The following is a 17,267-nucleotide window of genomic DNA, read 5'->3' as shown; positions in this document are numbered from 1 at the left end:
ATCCCCAGATTTTTCTTTACGACGTTCTCCCCCCTGTGGTATACTTTACTTACTAAAAAGGAAGATAATTCTTCCAAGGGAGGGATTTGCATGAAACCCACAGGTATGGTACGTCGCCTAGACAGTCTGGGTAGGATCGTTATTCCTAAGGAACTGCGGATGACCATTGGACTGGCAGAACGGGATCCCGTGGAAATCTACGTGGGAGATCAGAACACCATCGTTCTGAAAAAATATGAGACGTCCTGTGTGATCTGTAACAGTACCGATGGCTTGACCAGTTTCAAGGGGAAACTCCTGTGTGCTCGGTGTTTGGCAGAGCTCAAGGAACTGCCTGACAATAAGACAGAAACTGCCTAGTCTTTCTCCGTCCAATAAGGGGGAAGTTCCACTACTTGATTGTAGATTTCCTTTTTGGGGAGATTGGTTATCTTCGCGGTAACCGAAACAGCGGTTTTCTTGTCTACACCTGATTTCATCAGCTCCTGGATCAGGGCCAGGACGTCATGATTAGCAGTTGGCTGGGGAGTTGTTGTGCCCTGCACCAAGAGGACAATCTCCCCCTTAGGTGGCTGCTGTCTGGTGCGGTGGAGAAGTTCTTCCAGGGTACCGGTCCACATTTCCTCGTGGAGCTTTGTCAACTCGCGGACCAACACCGCGGGTCTAGGCCCAAAGACTTGGAGCAAATCTGTCAGACAGGCAACGATGCGATGAGGAGCCTCGTAGAAAATGAGGGTACCTACCTGTTCCTTCATCCTTTCCAGTTCGCGGATGCGCTTGCTTTCTTTTCGCGGTAGAAAACCATGGAAATAGAATCGATCGGTGGTTAAGCCACTCATCACCAAGGCCGCAATGGCTGCGCAGGCCCCCGGCAGAGAAGTCACCCGAATCCCCACCTCGAGCGCTTTCCGAACCACCACGAACCCAGGATCTGCTATGCCAGGGGTGCCTGCGTCGGATACCAAAGCCACATCTTGTCCTGCTTCCAAAGCCGCGATCAGCTCATCGGTCCGCTCCTGTTCATTATGCTCGTGATAACTCACCAACCGGGCGTTCTTGATCTGATAATGCTCCAGAAGCTGCCGGGTACGCCTGGTATCCTCGCAGGCAATTAGGTCCACTTCTTGCAATACCCGCAAGACCCGCAGGGTAATGTCCTCCAGATTGCCGATGGGCGTAGCGCAGATATATAAGGTTCCTTTTGATGTCCGTTTATTGTCCTTGGTTTCCATTTCCATTTCCCTTTTCTTTGGGACGCTTCTTCTTTTTTTTCCTGTACTTAGGACGCCGTTTCTTCTTGCCCTGCTTGCTTGGTTTTTGAGCCTTGGCCGTTTCTTCCTCCGCAGGGGCCGTCTCTTCCTGTTCTACTTCCACCTCGGCCTCTTCCGGCACTTCCACCTCCGACTCCATTTCCACTACTCCCTCACCAGTGTCCTCGACAATCTCCTCGGTACATTCCTGAGAGCAGGGACAGCTGCATTCCTGTTCCGCATCCTCCTCCCCTTTGGGCGTCTCCCGATATAGATCCCGTTCAAACTTGAGACAACACATCAGTCGTCCACAGATCCCGGAGATCTTCGCGGGATTCAGGGAAAGATTCTGCTCCTTGGCCATCTTGATCGAGACTGGTTCAAAATCCCCCAGGAAAGTAGTGCAGCACATGGCCCGTCCGCAGGGACCAAGGCCGCCAATCATCTTGGCCTCATCCCGCACCCCGATCTGGTGCAGCTCAATACGGGTACGGAAGATCGCCGCAAGATCCTTCACCAGCTCGCGGAAATCCACACGTCCTTCGGCAGTGAAATAGAAGATGATCTTGCTATTATCAAAGGTGTACTCTACGTCGATCAGCTTCATCGGCAGCTGGTGTTCCGCGATCTTCTTGAGGCCGATGCCGAAGGCCTCCTTTGCTTTCTGTTTGTTTTCCCGTATCTGTTGTTCGTCCTCGGAAGTAGCCTTACGGAGCACCGCCTTCAGAGGTTGACTGATTTCCTCTTCCGGTACTTCCTTCCGGCCGATAACCACGGTACCTGCTTCCATGCCCCGGGCCGTCTCCACGATCACCAGATCATTTTCCACCAGATCCAGGTCCCCTGGATCGAAATAATATATCTTACCCGCTTTCTTGAAGCGAACACCCACAACTGTTGCCATATATTCATTCTCCTATCGTGACTTACTGCGGATCAAAGCAGGGACAAAATCCTGTCCAGGTAGATCCGGTAATAGCCTGTACCCTGCCGATAGTTCAACGCCCCTTCAATGGCTTGGGTAATCTGCAACAAGTCGTCCAGCGCGTATCTCTTGGCCGCTTCCTCCAAAGGACCTTCCCAGTCAAAGTTCACCAGGTTCTCCCTGGTACCGGTCTTGATCAGAAGCAGGTCTCTGTACCAGGATAACATGATCTTTAAGGCCAACCGGCCCTGGACCCGTTCCTTCTCCCAGAGGGTGCTATCACTGTACAGACCCGCCCATCCATGTCCCTGCACATCCCGGAGATAACCCAGCATAGTGTTACGCATATCCAGAACGTCACTGGATAGCGCGTTCACCGCGGTGCCCACCCGTCCTTCGAAAAGTCGGGCCAGGATTTGGGCCTGGCTTTCGCTACTACCCAGGCTAATCAAATGTCGGGCCAACACTTCCACAGCAACGGGCTGAAAGGCTAACACCTGACAGCGGGATAGGATCGTGGGTAGAAACTGGGAAGGGCTTTCCCCGGTGAGGATGATCACGCTTTGCCCCGGGGGTTCCTCCAAAACCTTCAAAGCACTGTTGGCCGCCTGAACCGTTATCTGATCCGCCCCGATCATGATACAGACCTTGTACCCACCGGACTGGGCTTTATAGTTCAGCTGTTCTTGCATCCGGCGGATCTGATCGATTTTCAAAGCTCCCTCGGTCCCGTCCAGGACAATGAGGTCCGGATGGGCCACTCCCGCGTCATAGCGCTGGCAACTGGCACAGCCGTCGGTACCGGTTCCCTCCACACAATGCAGTGCCTTAGCAAAGGCGAAGGCGGTAGTAGTCTTACCCACCCCACTAGGTCCATGGAACAAATAGGCGTTAGCGACCCGCCCTTCGGCAATGGCCCGCTGCAGAACCTGTCGCACCATCTCATGCCCGACGATCTGATTCAGGTCTAATACCCCAGACATCCTATCCCCTTCCCTTTTGTGGGCCCGATTACTGATCATTATACCACGGCGGAACACCCTTGTCCGTCTTTCTAGGATGCATCGGACAAACCAAGGGCCCTAGCAATTACCGGCCGGACTTCCGCGAAGATCTCTTCCGGGGATTTGTTTACCACATCAACACGCACAATTCGCTGTGGTTCTCGCCGGTACAGAGCCAAAAAGCCCTGGCGCACCCGCTCTTGAAAGGCCCGATCCCTGCTCTCGATACGATCCCCAGGACGCTCCCCACCGAAGGAAAAGTCCACCGGTCGATCGAAAAGTACGGTCAACACAGGGATCAACTGCTGGGTGGTCCACTTGTTAAGCTGATCGATCAACTCCAAATCTAATCCCATTCCATATCCCTGGTAGGCCACCGAAGAATCGACAAACCGATCGCAAAGGACCACCATGCCCTGTTCCAAAGCCGGAAGGATCACTTCGGCCACATGCTGGGCCCGGTCCGCCATCATCAAAAGTAGCTCCGCCTTGGGATCTAGGGAGCAGCTACCGGACAGGATTAGCTTCCGGATCACCTCACCGGCCGATGTCCCCCCCGGCTGTCGAGTCATCAAGACCGGAATATCTTGCTTCGTCAACCAATCCTTCACCAATTCCAACTGGGTGGACTTTCCGGTGCGATCGATTCCTTCGAAGGTAATCAGTTTTCCCAAATTCATCTCAAACCCGAGCCTCCGCGTTCCTTACCGGATGGCTCCACACTCCTTCCCTCTATTTCACCACTCGGATCCTTAAGGGATCATGGTTAAAGCTCACCTCTAAAGCCAACGCCTGCTCCACATAGGCAATGATCTCCTCCGTAATCTCTTCCCCCGGGACAAGCACCGGTATACCGGGCGGATAGGGCGCTAGCACCGTCGCGGCGATCCGCCCCCGTGCACTCCTAATATCCAACTCTTCTCCAGGTGCAAAGAAGGCTTCCCGGGGAATCAACCGTTGGGGAGGCAGGGAAGGCCAGTGTAGTACGGGAACCGCGGCCCCCCTCCCCCGCAATTCCCGACTCAAACAGGCCAGTCCCCGGAGCAAAGTCTTGGCGGTCTTTTCATCATCCCCGGGGGTCAGGATAAAAAGCACGCTGTGGGGATCCGCCAACTCCGCTTCAATTCCTCGATCCCGGAGGAACCTTTTCGCCTGGATACCACTTATTCCCAACTGGTCCACGAAGATCAAAAGCTTCAGGGGATCAAAATCAACGATCCCCTTAGCCTTTAACTGCTCCGGCGTTGGGCACCAAAGCCCCGGGATCCGGGAGATCTCCTCCCGAAGCTCCTCGGCCAGTTGTAATGTCTGTCCGAAAAGACTGGGGCCTTCCTGGGCCAGTTGCCAACGGGCAGCATCCAAGGAAGCAAACAACAAGGGTGAGGGGCTGGTGGATTGGACCAGCCGGACACATGCTTCCAAGCCCTCCCAGGCCTGGACCAGATGTAACCAGGATGCACCGGTGAAGGCACCGAGGATCTTATGGGGGCTTTGGGCCACGGCAGTAGCCTCGGGCCAAGTCACCGCGGATTTTGGCAGATGCCGATGGGCAATGAAGTGGGGTCCATGGGCCTCGTCTACCAGCAACTTGACCTCACCGGCCCGGCAGAAATCCCGCAGCAATGTAAAGTCGTTCACAAAACCATGATAGGTGGGATGGACGATGAGGGCAGCTTCGAAACCCGGTGTGAGGTTCCTTAGGACTTCTAAATCTACCCCCACCACCAGGCCCCAGGATTCATCGTAAATAACCGGTAGCCATTGGGGAGTTGCACCACTCAGGATCAAGCCCCGCACCGCGGAAATGTGACAATTCCGGGAAAGAAGCACTCTCCGGCCAAACCCTGCCGCCAACAGCATCCCGATGATCCCCTGGCTTGTCCCATTAGACAAAAAAAGGGTGGAATGGACCCCATATAGCTCCGCGGCCAGTTTCTCCGCCGCCTGTAGCACCAACGGCTCGGCATGATCCAAGCTTGGACATTCCACCACATCGGACAGATCCAGCGCGGCCCAGTGTTCCTGACACTCGGCCAAGACACTAGGCAGTGCCCGCCCTTGTTTATGGCCCGGTGTATGGAAGGGAACAATCCCCCGCCTTACATAGGCTAAAAGACCAGATAGATATGGTGTCAAGTTCTGCAACCTATCAAACTCTCCAAAAGATACGAGAAAGTAATATACGGCGAAGCACCTGGACACTAAGCCAAGCTGATATAGGCTGGATTCCGCACCCAAAACTCCTTGATTTGCTCCACTATCCGTTCATACCCGGGATCCCCCGGGGAAATCTGCAGGATCAGCCGTTCACAGGCGCTACAAAGGGTGGTATTGCAGAATGTTACCCCTGTCTTGGGCTCCTCCCGACAAATCAGACAAGCATCCTTTGCTAGGCCATCCATAGGGTCACCGCCTCACTCTTCGCTTCCATACTACTATATTACACACATCTTCCCCTTTCCCTGCTCCCCGGAGCAAGCCCAATTAACCTGTTGTTCTATTCTATGCAGGAAAAGGGCGGCAGTGACTAGGGACGAGGGGATAAACTAAGAAAGGAAAGAGTCTTCGGATTGGCTGTCAACTTATATTGGACAAGGGGGTGACGCGTGAGTGCGTCACCCGACCATTGGACGGTCTGATCATAGAATAATGCGCTGTGAGTCCAACGAGACTATCTTTAGGCAGAAGCCGAGGAACCATCGCTGAAGGGCTTAATAGGCGGGATGGACATGCGCGCTACTTTTTCCTCTCCGAAGGGCTTGATCGGTGGAATGGACATCCGGGCCTGGGAACCTTCCACCATGGATGCTGCCTCCGGGGCGGAAAGCAAGATGCCTGAAAACACCGCTATAACCAACACCGCACTCAACAACAGAGCTGGCAGCCGCATTTTCAGCCGCAACGAAGCTCACCTCCGTTCCTATGTAAAGTGGCCTGGGGCGACTTGTCCCCACCGGCCCCCCCTTGCCGACACCCCTATGATAACAACCACTTTACCTATTGTCAAGACCTTCTGGACCATATTTCGTTTGACTCCCGTCCATTTATATGGTAAGTTGGATTTGCGTTCAGCTTTTATGAACATAAGGGCCAGATGAAGGTGGTGTGTCACGTGACCCAGGTAACCCTTGGTGAAAAAATACGTCGGATGCGCAAGCGCTTGAACATGACGCAGCAGGAATTGGCTGGAGATGATTTCACGAAGAGTTTTATCAGTCAGCTGGAAAAGAACGAAGCCAACCCATCCCTAAAGAGCCTGCAAATCATCGCGCAGCGGTTGAACAAACCCATAAGCTTCTTTCTCGATGACGAAACCACCACTCCAATCCGGGAACTTAATCATCGGTTAGAGAAGACCTTGGCGGTTGCCCGCAGTTGTGAAAAAAAGGAGCGGTGGAATCAGGCCATCGGTCTTTATGAAGAGGCACTGGAAGAGGTGGCCGTGGACGATTTCTATTCCCGGGGCCGCATCTATTTGAACCTCGCCCGGTGCTACATCGGGCAGGAGGATATGAACGGTGCTTTGGAACCCATTAAGAACGCCATCGAGGAATTAGAGCTTGCGGGGGATGACTTCCTCACGGTGCAGGCCCACTACCTTTACGGTGCAATTTGTCACAACTTGGGTTGGTACGACACCGCGAAGACTGCCTTTGAGCTTGCCCGTGAACTGATGAACCATGCGGACATCATCGAACCCCACTTGGAACTGAAGATCTTCATCGGACTGGGCAAAACCCACGCCCTTTTGGGCAACTATCCCGAAGCCCTGAATTATCTGCAGCAGGTCATGAAACTGAGCCGGGAAAACAACGATTACTTCGAATACGGTTCGGTACTGACCACCATGGGCTATGTCTTCCATGCCCAAGGCCGTCTGAAGGAAGCTCTGGAATACACCGTGGATGCCTTGGCTTTCCTGCAAGTGACCAAAGGACCGAAAAGGGAAATGGCCAGGCTTAACATTAACCTCGCGGTGATTCATCGGGAACAGAACCAGCTGGAAGAAGCCTACCGGCGATTGCAGACAGCGGAGGCTTTGTTGCAAGAAGAACCGGCAGCGGATCTTGAACCACTACTGTACGAAGAATACGGGTTTGTCCTGAGCAGCCAGCAAAAACACAAGGAAGCGGTAGAATATCTCGAGAAGGCTTTGGGTATGTTGGAAGATCCCGTCGCGCAGGTGCCGGTGCAGATCGCCTTAGGCAAGGTGTATCGTCAATTGAAGGACTACACCGCAGCCCAAAACCATCTAGAGACGGCTTTGGCTACCTTGAAGGCCCAGCAGCCCCATGCCCCGGCCCAAGCGGAAAACGCCAAACAGACCGCTGCAGCCACATACCAACTGGGATTGGTGTATCAGCAGCTAGGCGACACGGAAAAGGCTCAGGAGCTGCTTTCCAAAGCCGGAGATATGTTCGAAAGCATCAGTTAAAAAGAACCCCCCCATCACAAAAGATGCGGGGGTTTTTCTCTTTCTCTATTCCTCACTACCATCCACCGGCAGCGCCCGCAGTGCTTTGCGCCTGGCAAAGACCCCTATGGTCTAAGGCGATATGAAAACCGTGGACTCTTCCAGCATGTGGCTGGCCAGCGATGGGGCCTGCAATTCCTGGTCTTGTGGACCAAGTCGGCCCCCCAGGACCCGAAAGTCTTCCGCATAACCATGAGTAAGGGGACTTCCTTCCTTGCGAAGTCCCCCCTCCTCTTCGACGGTGGCTTGCCACCGAAACCGTTGGGAACAGACAGACCAAAAATCTTATCGGTTCCGTCCTTTAGCTCTTCCCCTCTTGCAAGGCCAAGTCTTTGCCCTCTGCGGCCCACAAAAGCCCTCGGCGCATGATGGTTTTCACCGGTTCGATGAGTAAAATGTCCGCATGATGTCCTAGGGAACAATAGAAGACCCGGCCTTTGCCCCAGCGTTTCGTCCACACCACCGGCACATCCACCGGCCCGTTGGCAGCGTGGGGGCCATCGACGGTAGGGAATCTAGTGGTAGCCAAGACCTCCACCACCGGGTCCACGTGAAGATAGTACTGCTCAGTTTTCACGGTAAAGTCCTCAATGCCCTCCACGATAGGGCTAGAACCCCGTTTGATGTTCACCACATACTCTACACCATCGTTTCCGGGATGGCCCACCCAATAGCCACCGGTCATGAACTGCCAGTCCACACATTCCTTGAAGGCAGCACACATACCGCCGTGACAACCTGCAATCCCCACACCACTGGCCACAGCCTTCAGAACCGGCTGGAGCTGCGCCTGGGTGATCTTGCCGTTGGTCCAGACCGGCACGATGAGATGCAAGGACAACAATTCCTCTTCGTCGAGAAAGGCATCAAGGGTTTCTTCTACCCTCACCGCAAACCCTTCTTCGGTCAGGATGTCCCTGAAGACTTCCGAAACCTCCACCGGCTGGTGTCCGTCCCAGCCGCCTCGAACGATAAGTGCCTTCTTCTCCATGACGTTCTCGCTTCCTTTCCAATGCTCCCGATTAGTCTCCTTAGACTCAACAACGATTTTCGCTGGATCTTGCCCCCGCGTCCAATACCTTCTGGCAGGCCACGCCGTCGAAAGACTTCGGTTCCGACAGGCGATGGCCTCCAGGAGGTATTTCGTCTCGAGAATGAAGGTATGTTCACAACCAACGATATGTCCAGCGGTCCATTAGGCCTCCATAAAGGGACAGGTAGCTTCGTTGGTTTGGAATTCGCCGAGAACCGGATAAATCCTTTTCGGAGTACTAAAACAGTTCGCTCATCCCTTCGAAGCTGTAATAGACACTACCCCTAAAGCCGTTGATTTCACAGTAGTTCCTTTTCCGGTATTCGGCGACGAACCGAGTAGCCTTAGAGATCCCCGGGAGCTTCGTTCGTGAAAGGATGCGGACGGTTTCTCTTGTTTCCCTAGTCTAGACTACCATCCACCGGTAGCGCCGCAGGGCGCTGGCAGGTGCTTTCCACCCGATAAAAGCCCCTTTGGTCTGATGCAATGTGAAAACCGTGCATCACTTCTAACACGTGATTGGCCAGTTCCCCGCTGGCCCGATGGGGCCTATTGTTTTTGATCCCGTGGGCCAAGTCAGCCACTCCCAGTCCACGATAGTTCTCCGCATAGCCATGGGTGAGGGGCACTTCCTTCCATTCGGAGTCCCCCTGTCTCTTCAACAATACCCGACCCCCGAAGTTGTTGGGATCAGGCACAGCAAGACTACCTTCACTACCGTAGATCTCAATCCAGGGCAGATGGGCTCCCCAGACGTCGAAGCTGGTAATGATGGTCCCAATGGCCCCGTTGGCAAATTGCATCAGTCCCGTCACATGGGTGGGAACCTCCACTTTGATCTTTTGTCCGTACTTGGGAGCGCTGGTGATCGTCCGCTCGGGGAAGGTAATCCTTGTCATGCCCGTCACTTCCCGGATGGGCCCAACGAGGGAAACCAGCGCAGTAAGGTAATAGGGGCCCATGTCAAACATGGGACCGCCACCGGGTTTGTAATAGAACTCGGGGTCAGGGTGCCACCCTTCATGGCCTGGACAGGTCATGAAGGCGGTAGCCGCCACAGGAGTGCCTATGGCCCCATCGTCAATCAATTTACGGCAGGTCTGTAGTCCCCCGCCGAGGAAGGTATCCGGGGCAGAACCCACCCGCAACCCCTTTTGAGCTGCCAGCTCCAGGGTCTTCCTTCCGTCCTCCAAGCTGATGGCCAAGGGCTTTTCCACGTAAACGTGCTTGCCCGCTTCCAAGGCCGCTAGGTTCACTTCCGCGTGGGCCTTGGGGATCGTCAGGTTAAGGACGATATCGATCTGTGGATCTGCTAGTAATTCCTCCACACTGCAGGCTTTAATCCCAAACTCAGCGGCCTTGGCCTGAGCCCGTTCGGGGATCAGATCACTACAAGCCACCAGCGTCACTCCAGGCAATCGCTGCAGGTTAGTAAAGTAGATTCCGCTGATGTTACCGCAACCAACCACACCGACCTTCATCGGTTCCATCCTCTAGCTCCTCCCCTCTTGTCAGGCCAAATCCTTGCCTTCCGCGGCCCACAAAAACCCCCGGCGCATGATGGTCTTTACCGGTTTCATGGCCACGATGTCCGCATGATGTCCCAAGGAACAATAGAAGACGCGGCCCTTGCCCCAACGCTTCGTCCACACCACCGGCATATCCACCGGCCCGTTGGTTACGTGGGGGCCATCTGCGGTGGGAAAACGAGTGGTGGCTAAGACCTCCACTGCCGGATCCACGTGGAGATAATACTGCTCACTTTTCACGGTAAAGTCCTCAATCCCTTCCACAATGGGACTAGAACCCCGTTTGATGTTTACCACATACTCGGTGCCATCGTTTCCAGGATGGGCCACCCAATTGCCTCCGGTCATGAACTGCCAATCCACACACTCCCTAAAGGCATCACACATCCCTCCGTGACAACCGGCGATTCCCACACCGCCGGCCACAGCCTTCAAAACCGGGTTAAGCTGCGCCTGGGTAATCTTGCCCATGGTCCAGACCGGAACGATAAGATGCAAGGACAACAATTCCTCTTCGTCGAGGAAGGCGTCGAGGGTATCCTCAACCCTTACCGCAAACCCTTCCTCCGTTAGAATGTCCCGGAAAAGCTCCGAAACCTGCACGGGCTCGTGCCCATCCCAGCCACCTTGAACGATAAGTGCCTTCTTCGTCATGATACTCTCGCTTCCTTTCTAAGTTTGCTGATTAGTCAACTTTGACCCAACAACGACCTTCGATGGATTTTTCCACCGCGTCCAATACCTTCTGGCAGGCCACACCGTCGAAGAAGTTCGGTTCCGGCATGCGGTCATAGACGATGGCCTCCAGGAAGTCTTTCATCTCGTGGATGAAGGTATGCTCATAGCCAATGATGTGTCCAGCGGGCCACCAGGCTTCCATATAGGGATGGATGGCTTCAGTGGTCTGAACCCGCCGAAATCCTTGTAAGCCCTCTTCATCTTCGGTGGAGTAGTAGAGCAGCTCGTTCATCCGTTCGAAATTGAAATAGACACTACCCTTACTGCCATTGATCTCAAAACAGTTGCCGTTCCGGTGTCCGGCAGCGAACCTGGTGGCCTCAAAGGTTCCCAGGGCTCCGTTCTTGAACCTGGCGAGGAAGGCCGTAGCATCGTCCACGGTAACCTCCCCCAGCTCCGCATCTTGAGAACTGGCGGCACTAAGTCCAGCCATTTCTGTGGGCAGGGGCCGTTCTTTAATGAAGGTCTCGCTCATCCCCACCACTTCGTCAAACTCCCCAACCAGCCACCGGGCCAGGTCAATGGTATGGGCACCTAGATCCCCGAGGGAACCAGAACCGGCGATCTCCTTCCGCAGCCGCCAAACCAGAGGGAAATTGGGATCGATGATATAGTCCTGTAGATAAGTACCCCGGAAATGATAAATCTTCCCCAGTTTGCCGGAATCGATCATCTGTTTGATTAGCATGATGGCGGGCACCCGGCGGTAGTTGAACCCCACCATGTGTTTCACACCCGCAGCGGTCACCGCTTCCAGCATCTCCTCTGCGTCCTCCAAGGTCAAGGCCAAGGGCTTCTCACAGAAGATATGCTTGCCGTGTCGGGCCGCGGCGATGGCAATCTCCTTGTGGGCATTGCTCGGCGCGGTGATATCGATGATCTGGATGTCGTCCCGGGTCACCAACTCCTCCCAGGAGGTGGTGAACTCCTCCCAACCGTACTGTTGGGCCGCCTTAGCCACTCCCGCTTCATCCCGACCGCAAATGACTTTCATCACAGGCTTCACCGACAGATCGAAAAACATCCCAACATCCTTCAGAGCATGACTATGTGCCTTCCCCATGAACTTGTACCCAATTAGACCCACATTCAAGGTTTGCATCATGGCTGCTCCTTTCTGTTGATGTTTATCTACTACCCACCGACTGACGAGGCACCAGCCAAGTGGGCAAAAGTCGTTGCACGGGAGAGTATTCCGGCTCCCCTAACATGTCCAGGACTATCTGTGCACCATGGATTCCCATTTCATATAGGGGCACCCGCACGCTGGTCAAAGGCGGTTCCATGGATTGGGCTAGTTCGGAGTCATCGTAGCCTACCAGACTGAAATCCTCGGGAATCTTAATCCTTCGTTCCCGCAAACCCTGATACACACCAAAGGCCATCCGGTCGTTGGCAGCAAAGATGGCGTCCGGTGACCTGGCCAGGATTTCATCCACCAACTGGTAGCCGCTAGTGCGGCTGTACCGACCGGTGAGGACAAGATTTGCATCCACCGGCAATCCGGCAGCTTCTAAACCCTCCACATAACCCGCATAACGATCTCGACTGTTGGAGTATTCCCAGGGACCGTTAACAAAGCAAATACGACGATGACCCAAGCGCACTAGATAATCCACCACGTCCCGCGCACCCTGTCGGTGGTCTCCGTCCACAAAGGAGACATTGGGGCAGGTCGATACTCCACCAATAAGAACAAAGGGAACCGCAGCATCACAAAGTTGTACCAGTTGAGGATCATCAGCGAAGGCTCCCAAGATTAGGGCCCCATCAGCCTTCTTTTCACCGAGGATGCTAAGGCAACTGAGCGCAGGACTTTCGCCGATGGGATAGAATTTGACCAGCATGTCGTATCCCCTGTCGTTGGCAGCCTGGGCGATACCACTTAGGATCTCGGCAAAATAGTGCCGGTAAAAGATATGTACTTTGTCCGATACATAGGGAACCAACACCGCCAGGGTATTGCTCCGTTGGCTCACCAACCGCCTTCCGTTGCTGTTGGGATAGTAGTTCAACTTTTGGGCCGCCTCTAAAACCAGCTTGCGGGTCTTTGAAGCCACTCCCGGTTGATTGTTGAACACCCTGGACACAGTGGCTCCAGAAACACCAGCTAGTTTTGCAACCTCATCCCGGGTAGCCATTGCTTTACCTCCACCTAGTACACGTGTACATTTTCATGTACATAAAACCGCTCAAATTGGTATCAATAGTCTACAGTTCATGCCGCCCTTGCAGGGCCTTGGCCAAGGTCACCTCATCCACATACTCCAGGTCTCCACCCACCGGCAACCCACTGGCCATCCGGGTAACCTTCAGGCCCATGGGCTTCAGGATCCGGGCTATATACATTGCGGTAGCATCCCCCTCCACATCGGGGTCCGTGGCCACGATAACCTCCGCCACGCCACTGTCCTTCAAGCGGCTCAACAGTTCACGGATGCGGATATCATTGGGGCCGATACCGTCCATGGGGGAAATGACACCATGCAACACGTGGTACAGCCCCCGAAACTCCCTAGTCTTCTCCATGGCAATGACGTCCTTGGGCTGTTCCACCACACAAATGGAGCTACGCTCCCTATTAGGATTACTACAAATCTGACAGGGATCCTGCTCCGTCAGATTAAAACATACAGAGCAATACCGCAAAAGGGTTTTTGCTTCCACAATGGCCTCGGCCAACTGCTTCACTTCCCCCGGAGACCAACTGATAATCTCAAAAGCTAGCCTTTGGGCCGTCTTCGGGCCAATCCCCGGGAGCTTAACCAGTTCATCAATTAGCCGGGCCAGGGGCCGTGCATACGCCACCATTGACGGTTCATCCCCTCAAGACTATAACAGACCGTCTAGTCCAGGAAGACTAAGACCGCCGGTCAGGGACTGCATAGCCTCTTCGGACATCTTTTGGGCGCTGCGGATGGCCTCGTTTACCGCAGCCAGAATCAGATCCTGCAGCATCTCGATATCTTCCGGATCAACAATGTCCTTGTCAATTTTGATCTCTAGGATCTCCAAGTTACCATTGGCCACTACTTTCACTACACCGCCCCCGGCGGTGGCCTCCACGGTCCTCTGACTAATCTCTTCCTGGAGCTTGATCAGTTGATTCTTCATCTTCTTTGCTTCTTTCATCATCTTGCGCATCTGACTGCTCATACTACTTCCTCCTCAAAACCTAATCCCCAGGCTCGTCAATCTTCGTCACTGTTCCCGGGAAAAACTTCAAGGCCGCCTCCAGTACCGGATCGTCAATCAGGGCTTTCTCCTCCGGATCTTTTGGGGTCTTTCCTTCCTTCATGAAACGGCATTGCACGGTGATGCGCTGGCCAGTCACCTTACTGAAAAACCGTTCCACATATTCCTTGTTCTTCTGCTGTTCCACGCTAGCCTTATGGAAACGTTTGTCCTGGGAAAAGGATAAGACCAACACCCCGTTGGCTAGATCCGTCGGAACCGCCTCCTTGAGGAAGGCCTCAATATCTACCCGCCGATCTTCCCTGCACCGACGGATGATCCGTTCCCAGTCCGTCTGCAGCCGGGCAAGCACCTGTTGCTCCGTCTTCCCCCCTTGCCTCGCCTCGGCGGCCGGGGTCGGGGTCTCTTTCCTTGCCGCAGGCTCCTGGGGGGCTACAGTCGATGGTTTTTCGGTTGCGGGTTTTTCCACTTCAACCGCAGCCACCCGGGCCTCACACAAGGAGGCCACCTGCTTCTCTAATTCCTCAATCCGCTGCAATAAATCTTCCATCGAAGGCTGGCTAGCCTCATGGGTAGCCCTAATCACTGCCCGCTCCAGGGGCAATCTGACTTCGGCAGAACGTTTAATCTCTGCTTCCGCCTCCGCAAACAGATCATAGATCGTCAACAGTCGATCCACCGTCACCGTGGGGAACCGCTCCAAGAGCTGCCCGATCTCCTGGGAAGACATCTCCATCAACTCATCGGTCTGTGCCCCCACCACTTTGGCCACGGTAAGATCCCGCAGACAACGATCCACATCGATAATGAACTGGCGGGCATCGTGTCCGCCATCTAAGACTTCTTTGACGATCCCCAAGGCTGTGGCCACATCGCCACCCAGGATCACCGCCACAAACCTAAACAAAGTGTCCTTGGATACAGTTCCCAGCACCTGGAGTACTGAGTCCAAATCCACTCGGGTCCCCGCGAAAGAAACACACTGATCGAGGATTCCAAGGGCATCCCGCATACCACCTTCGGCCCGTCGACTAATCAAACGGAGGGCCTCTTCTGCAATCTCAAAGCCCTCCTGCTGGGCGATATAGGCCAGGCGCGCATAGATCTCTTGACTGGAAAACCGACGGAAATCAAAGGTTTGGCAACGGGAAATGATGGTAGCTGGAATCCGATGGAGCTCAGTGGTGGCAAAAACAAAAAGCACATGGGCAGGAGGCTCTTCCAGGATCTTGAGCAGTGCGTTGAAGGCCTCGGTGGTCAACATGTGCACCTCGTCGATGATATATACCTTGTAGCGTCCGGCGGCCGGTGCATATCTGGTCTTTTCCCGTAGATCCCTGATCTCGTCGATCCCTCGATTGGAGGCACCGTCGATCTCGATCACATCCATTGCGTAACCCGAGTTGAGGGCTGTACAATTCTCGCACCGATTACAGGGCTGACTGGTGGGACCTTCGACACAATTTAGGCCCTTAGCCAGGAGCCTGGCCAGGGTCGTTTTCCCCGTACCCCTGGGGCCGGAAAAGAGATATGCGTGGGCGATGCGTCCTTCGTCCAGTGCGTTCTTCAGGGTCCGCACCACATGTTCCTGACCGACCACATCGTCGAATCCCTGGGGCCGCCATTTGCGATATAAGGAAAGATATGCCACGAACTGGGGACCTCCCTGTTGCTGAGCATCATTCAGGCAACAGTGTAGTACTTCGCTATCTCCACTGCATATTCCTTTGGGTAAAAAAATGACCGTGCACCCGTCATCGATTTGCTTATCCGGGCGATACCGAAGCAGTTAGCTCTTAGCAGGCACCCTTGCGGCACACGGAAGGACTTGCTTACCGCTGCTTCCTCCCGGACCTGACGGGGTTCACAAGGTTCCGTTGCGCAAGACCCACTCGTCAACACCACTTACTCCGGCCAGACCCCACATAAGACAAACCTCACGACGGGAATTCGACCCCGCTGCAGCGGATTGCGGGTACAGGGCACCGCTACCTCCCCGTCTAGCACGGTCAAACTCTTTGGTCAAACAATCTCGAAATGTTACTCTAACTCGATAGCATCCGTTGGGCACGAACTGGCTGCTTCTTCAAGACAATCCTGGTCAGCTTCTGCGGCATTGGCAGTAGCTCGAGCTACGCCAGCCTCGTCGTCCATCTCGAAAGCCTCAGGACATATGTCTACACACAGACCGCACCCGATGCACTTATCGGGGTCTACGTGAGGGTTCATCCGTTAAGCCTCCTTCTTAATGGCAGTACCATCCATAGACGAAAAAATGGCGGAGAGAGTGGGATTCGAACCCACGGAGGAGTTACCCCCTCACACGCTCTCCAGGCGTGTGCCTTCAACCACTCGGCCATCTCTCCGCAGAACACACAATAGATTGTACATCAAAAAAGGTCTTCTGGCAAGCACCTATCAAAATATGGCGGAGAGGGTGGGATTCGAACCCACGAGGCGACAAGTCGCCTAACGGTTTTCGAGACCGCCCTGTTCAACCACTCCAGCACCTCTCCACGCCTACTTGCGCCGTCTGGCAAAGAACTCTTTCATGACTTGCCCGCACTGGACATTCAGTACCCCGGGGATTACTTCGACATCATGATTGAAAAGTCCTGGCTGGAACAAATTCACTACGGAACCAGCTGCCCCAGCTTTAGGATCGTCGGCACCATAAATCACCCGTCGTATCCGGGCCTGAATTAGGGCCCCAGCGCACATGGGACAAGGCTCAATGGTAACATACAGGTCACAATTGGTCAATCGCCAACCACCCAAACGGGCCGCAGCCTTGCGCAAAGCCACTACCTCGGCGTGGGCAACAGGATCCCGATTAGTCTCTCTCAGATTGTAGCCCTCGGCAATAATCTGGTTGTCTCGGACCACCACCGCGCCAATAGGGACCTCCCCATGCCGGGCTGCTTCCCTAGCTAGTACCAAAGCCGCTTCCATGAACATTTCATGTAGTTCTTGCTCTTTACCATCGGAGAAGACCATTGCGATACTATGATACCATAATTTCAACGAAACGCAAGACCGAAAGCCCATTCGCCATTGCCGCTCGATTGACCTCACAAGACCCGACCGGTCTGTATAGTCCCCAAATATGGCCTAGGCCT

At 54.3% G+C, this 17,267-nt stretch carries 19 protein-coding genes, 2 tRNA genes and 1 other RNA gene; 2 read left to right on the top strand and 20 right to left on the bottom strand.

All coding sequences use genetic code 11. The features are described from left to right. Positions 1-90: 90 nt before the first annotated feature. The gene (locus GXX57_04715; GenBank protein HHV43952.1) at positions 91-360 is read left to right on the top strand and encodes an AbrB/MazE/SpoVT family DNA-binding domain-containing protein; all 270 of its coding nucleotides are present in this window, start codon (positions 91-93) and stop codon (positions 358-360) included. Here the strand turns inward: GXX57_04715 and rsmI are convergent. The 7 genes from rsmI to GXX57_04680 form a co-directional block, all read right to left on the bottom strand. After that, positions 357-1,232 (bottom strand): 16S rRNA (cytidine(1402)-2'-O)-methyltransferase, encoded by an 876-nt coding sequence (gene rsmI / locus GXX57_04710; protein HHV43951.1) that lies wholly within the window; start codon positions 1,230-1,232, stop codon positions 357-359. The genes GXX57_04715 and rsmI overlap by 4 nt on opposite strands. Further along, positions 1,213-2,154 (bottom strand): stage 0 sporulation family protein, encoded by a 942-nt coding sequence (locus GXX57_04705; protein HHV43950.1) that lies wholly within the window; start codon positions 2,152-2,154, stop codon positions 1,213-1,215. The genes rsmI and GXX57_04705 overlap by 20 nt, the downstream gene beginning before the upstream one ends. A gap of 32 nt (positions 2,155-2,186) precedes the next feature. Continuing rightward, positions 2,187-3,158, bottom strand: a complete 972-nt coding sequence (locus GXX57_04700; GenBank protein ID HHV43949.1) for a DNA polymerase III subunit delta' — start codon at positions 3,156-3,158, stop codon at positions 2,187-2,189. Between the two features lie 71 nt (positions 3,159-3,229). Continuing rightward, the gene (gene tmk, locus GXX57_04695) at positions 3,230-3,859 is read right to left on the bottom strand and encodes a dTMP kinase (protein HHV43948.1); all 630 of its coding nucleotides are present in this window, start codon (positions 3,857-3,859) and stop codon (positions 3,230-3,232) included. A gap of 52 nt (positions 3,860-3,911) precedes the next feature. Next, complete coding sequence (locus GXX57_04690) at positions 3,912-5,324, bottom strand: arginine decarboxylase (GenBank protein ID HHV43947.1); 1,413 nt, start codon at positions 5,322-5,324, stop codon at positions 3,912-3,914. 56 nt (positions 5,325-5,380) lie between these two features. Next, positions 5,381-5,581 carry a sigma-G inhibitor, Gin gene (locus GXX57_04685; GenBank protein ID HHV43946.1) on the bottom strand — a complete coding sequence of 67 codons (201 nt, stop codon included), beginning with the start codon at positions 5,579-5,581 and terminating at the stop codon, positions 5,381-5,383. A gap of 275 nt (positions 5,582-5,856) precedes the next feature. Next, positions 5,857-6,081, bottom strand: a complete 225-nt coding sequence (locus tag GXX57_04680) for a hypothetical protein (protein HHV43945.1) — start codon at positions 6,079-6,081, stop codon at positions 5,857-5,859. A gap of 246 nt (positions 6,082-6,327) precedes the next feature. On the opposite strand from GXX57_04680, the gene GXX57_04675 reads away from it, so the two are divergent. Then, a complete protein-coding gene (locus tag GXX57_04675) occupies positions 6,328-7,614 on the top strand; it encodes a tetratricopeptide repeat protein (protein HHV43944.1) in 1,287 nt (428 codons plus the stop codon). A gap of 340 nt (positions 7,615-7,954) precedes the next feature. Here GXX57_04675 and GXX57_04670 read toward each other — a convergent pair whose 3' ends face one another. The 13 genes from GXX57_04670 to tadA all read right to left on the bottom strand — a co-directional run bounded on the left by GXX57_04670 (position 7,955) and on the right by tadA (position 17,145). Next, complete coding sequence (locus tag GXX57_04670; GenBank protein ID HHV43943.1) at positions 7,955-8,644, bottom strand: hypothetical protein; 690 nt, start codon at positions 8,642-8,644, stop codon at positions 7,955-7,957. Positions 8,645-9,087: 443 nt separating this feature from the next. Beyond that, on the bottom strand, positions 9,088-10,176 hold the full coding sequence (locus tag GXX57_04665; protein ID HHV43942.1) for a Gfo/Idh/MocA family oxidoreductase: 1,089 nt from the start codon (positions 10,174-10,176) through the stop codon (positions 9,088-9,090). Between the two features lie 21 nt (positions 10,177-10,197). Beyond that, entirely contained in the window at positions 10,198-10,869 is a 672-nt protein-coding gene (locus tag GXX57_04660) for a hypothetical protein (protein HHV43941.1), read from the bottom strand. A 31-nt stretch (positions 10,870-10,900) separates the two neighbouring features. Next, positions 10,901-12,055, bottom strand: coding sequence for a Gfo/Idh/MocA family oxidoreductase (locus tag GXX57_04655; protein HHV43940.1), 1,155 nt, complete (start codon positions 12,053-12,055; stop codon positions 10,901-10,903). Between the two features lie 25 nt (positions 12,056-12,080). Next, complete coding sequence (locus GXX57_04650) at positions 12,081-13,094, bottom strand: LacI family transcriptional regulator (protein HHV43939.1); 1,014 nt, start codon at positions 13,092-13,094, stop codon at positions 12,081-12,083. Between the two features lie 70 nt (positions 13,095-13,164). Then, positions 13,165-13,764: a recombination protein RecR gene (recR, locus tag GXX57_04645; protein ID HHV43938.1), complete on the bottom strand. Its 600-nt coding sequence runs from the start codon at positions 13,762-13,764 to the stop codon at positions 13,165-13,167. A 21-nt stretch (positions 13,765-13,785) separates the two neighbouring features. Continuing rightward, the gene (locus tag GXX57_04640) at positions 13,786-14,109 is read right to left on the bottom strand and encodes a YbaB/EbfC family nucleoid-associated protein (protein HHV43937.1); all 324 of its coding nucleotides are present in this window, start codon (positions 14,107-14,109) and stop codon (positions 13,786-13,788) included. A gap of 19 nt (positions 14,110-14,128) precedes the next feature. Continuing rightward, positions 14,129-15,799 carry a DNA polymerase III subunit gamma/tau gene (gene dnaX / locus GXX57_04635; protein ID HHV43936.1) on the bottom strand — a complete coding sequence of 557 codons (1,671 nt, stop codon included), beginning with the start codon at positions 15,797-15,799 and terminating at the stop codon, positions 14,129-14,131. Between the two features lie 92 nt (positions 15,800-15,891). Next, positions 15,892-16,157: signal recognition particle sRNA large type (ffs, locus tag GXX57_04630), an RNA gene on the bottom strand. A 31-nt stretch (positions 16,158-16,188) separates the two neighbouring features. Then, positions 16,189-16,377 (bottom strand): ferredoxin, encoded by a 189-nt coding sequence (locus GXX57_04625; GenBank protein ID HHV43935.1) that lies wholly within the window; start codon positions 16,375-16,377, stop codon positions 16,189-16,191. 47 nt (positions 16,378-16,424) lie between these two features. After that, a tRNA-Ser gene (locus GXX57_04620) sits at positions 16,425-16,514 on the bottom strand. Positions 16,515-16,574: 60 nt separating this feature from the next. Then, positions 16,575-16,664, bottom strand: a tRNA-Ser gene (locus tag GXX57_04615). 4 nt (positions 16,665-16,668) lie between these two features. Further along, complete coding sequence (gene tadA, locus GXX57_04610) at positions 16,669-17,145, bottom strand: tRNA adenosine(34) deaminase TadA (protein ID HHV43934.1); 477 nt, start codon at positions 17,143-17,145, stop codon at positions 16,669-16,671. Between the last annotated feature and the right edge of the window lie 122 nt (positions 17,146-17,267).

The organism is Bacillota bacterium (assembly GCA_012839765.1).
Taxonomy (GTDB): Bacteria; Bacillota; Limnochordia; order DUMW01; family DUMW01; genus DUMW01.
Note: the sequence above shows the minus strand (reverse complement) of the source record. Positions and strands in the feature narration are given on the sequence as shown.

Bases quoted from the DNA above. Each gene is read 5' to 3' on its own strand.
- GXX57_04715 (HHV43952.1), top strand. From the start codon at position 91: ATGAAACCCACAGGTATGGTACGTCGCCTAGACAGTCTGGGTAGGATC.
- rsmI (HHV43951.1), bottom strand. From the start codon at position 1,232: ATGGAAACCAAGGACAATAAACGGACATCAAAAGGAACCTTATATATC.
- GXX57_04705 (HHV43950.1), bottom strand. From the start codon at position 2,154: ATGGCAACAGTTGTGGGTGTTCGCTTCAAGAAAGCGGGTAAGATATAT.
- GXX57_04700 (HHV43949.1), bottom strand. From the start codon at position 3,158: ATGTCTGGGGTATTAGACCTGAATCAGATCGTCGGGCATGAGATGGTG.
- tmk (HHV43948.1), bottom strand. From the start codon at position 3,859: ATGAATTTGGGAAAACTGATTACCTTCGAAGGAATCGATCGCACCGGA.
- GXX57_04685 (HHV43946.1), bottom strand. From the start codon at position 5,581: ATGGATGGCCTAGCAAAGGATGCTTGTCTGATTTGTCGGGAGGAGCCC.
- GXX57_04675 (HHV43944.1), top strand. From the start codon at position 6,328: ATGCGCAAGCGCTTGAACATGACGCAGCAGGAATTGGCTGGAGATGAT.
- GXX57_04670 (HHV43943.1), bottom strand. From the start codon at position 8,644: ATGGAGAAGAAGGCACTTATCGTTCGAGGCGGCTGGGACGGACACCAG.
- GXX57_04665 (HHV43942.1), bottom strand. From the start codon at position 10,176: ATGGAACCGATGAAGGTCGGTGTGGTTGGTTGCGGTAACATCAGCGGA.
- GXX57_04660 (HHV43941.1), bottom strand. From the start codon at position 10,869: ATGACGAAGAAGGCACTTATCGTTCAAGGTGGCTGGGATGGGCACGAG.
- GXX57_04655 (HHV43940.1), bottom strand. From the start codon at position 12,055: ATGCAAACCTTGAATGTGGGTCTAATTGGGTACAAGTTCATGGGGAAG.
- GXX57_04650 (HHV43939.1), bottom strand. From the start codon at position 13,094: ATGGCTACCCGGGATGAGGTTGCAAAACTAGCTGGTGTTTCTGGAGCC.
- recR (HHV43938.1), bottom strand. From the start codon at position 13,764: ATGGTGGCGTATGCACGGCCCCTGGCCCGGCTAATTGATGAACTGGTT.
- GXX57_04640 (HHV43937.1), bottom strand. From the start codon at position 14,109: ATGAGCAGTCAGATGCGCAAGATGATGAAAGAAGCAAAGAAGATGAAG.
- GXX57_04625 (HHV43935.1), bottom strand. From the start codon at position 16,377: ATGAACCCTCACGTAGACCCCGATAAGTGCATCGGGTGCGGTCTGTGT.
- tadA (HHV43934.1), bottom strand. From the start codon at position 17,145: ATGGTCTTCTCCGATGGTAAAGAGCAAGAACTACATGAAATGTTCATG.